The sequence below is a fragment of the Prevotella sp. AM23-5 genome (assembly GCF_003473645.1).
Taxonomy (GTDB): domain Bacteria; phylum Bacteroidota; class Bacteroidia; order Bacteroidales; family Bacteroidaceae; genus Prevotella; species Prevotella copri_A.
This window is the reverse complement of record NZ_QUCG01000166.1, coordinates 1-1,361: the sequence shown is the minus strand read 5'-3', so window position 1 is coordinate 1,361 and position 1,361 is coordinate 1. Positions and strand designations below refer to the sequence as shown.

Genomic DNA, 1,361 nt, shown 5'->3' with positions numbered 1-1,361 from the left:
AGGCAGCAATGCAACTTGCCACCTCTATATTTTTTCAAACTTTTACAAATTATCTATCCATCTTTGTCCAGATTTGGTATTAGACCAAATTGCGAGACTTATGCCAATTACGGCACCTATACACATTACCAATGCAAATCCTTCCATATGACTAATATTCCAAGAAAACGTTTAAAGTTCCTGTAACCATTTTTTTCCCTTTGGGGTATATAGCCAAATAAGGAATGCACCAGCCAAGAGTGTAAACCATGCAAAACATAATGCTAACATCATAATTGTAATATTTTTATTTACCTTTAATAATCTTATTTCCAACGAAAGCAAATATCACCGTCAAAATCGAGCCAATAACAAATATTGCCACAGTTCCTATCACACCCGAATCCAAATCTGTGCCCTTCAACAAACCTAACATTGATGCCAATGTACCCATAACTGCACCCGTATAAGTTGCTATACTTAGGCTAAAGAAATACTTGCTCAGCATTTCCCTTGCAGACTTTGCTTTGTCTCTATCTTCTCTTGTTGTCATTTTACTTTAATTTGATGGCAAAGTTACGAAACTTTTTCGTAACTTGCAAGTTATTTCAAACATTTCTTTACTAATAGGGAGGATTTTACCCTCCCTATCTCAATTATCAAGTTTTCCCTTATCATGATAAGAATAATACGTTCCGTCGGCGATGATAACATGGTCCATGAAGAACAATCTCATCAACTCGCAAGCCTTAGCTATTTGTTGTGTCAAAAAGTCATCTGCCTTGCTTGGAGTAGGGCAATTGCTAGGATGATTATGAGCGAAAGCTATAATCGTTGCATTATTGAGCGTTGCTTCTCGGATTATCATTCGAATATCCACAGCAGTTTCAGTCAAACCACCCTCACTTATCTTCACATCCTTAATCAACTTGAAGTTTTGATTCATCAACAACAAGTGTGCCTGTTCATGGTCTAAGTTGCCGATAATAGGATGAAGAAAGTTGTAGATAGCAAGGCTACTACTCAAGTCTGGTCTTTCACCCATTTTCTCCAAATGGAAACGCTTTGCCAATTCCATAGCAGCTTGAAGAGCCATAGCCTTGTTGTCTCCTATCCCTTGTACTACCTGAAGTTCTTCTGGTCTTGCCTTGGCGATGTTTCTCAAACTTTGTCCCATCACGTTGTAAATCTGACGAGCTTGTTCAACATTGCGCTTGGTACCAGTACCAATAATCATAGCAATTAACTCTACTACTGTCAAACTTTCGAAGCCATTATTGTAGGCTCTAACCTGCGGATGCTCCTCCATACAGAAATCACTAAAATTATGTTCCATTGCGTTCACTTTTATAGGGTTCAACTTTAAAAATTATACTTTGGAT

2 protein-coding genes are annotated in these 1,361 nt (G+C 37.8%); both read right to left on the bottom strand.

The features are described 5' to 3' along the window. Positions 1-286: 286 nt before the first annotated feature. Complete coding sequence (locus DW657_RS17330; RefSeq protein ID WP_117588232.1) at positions 287-532, bottom strand: hypothetical protein; 246 nt, start codon at positions 530-532, stop codon at positions 287-289. 99 nt (positions 533-631) lie between these two features. Then, the gene (locus DW657_RS17325) at positions 632-1,315 is read right to left on the bottom strand and encodes a RadC family protein (protein WP_233547217.1); all 684 of its coding nucleotides are present in this window, start codon (positions 1,313-1,315) and stop codon (positions 632-634) included. Between the last annotated feature and the right edge of the window lie 46 nt (positions 1,316-1,361).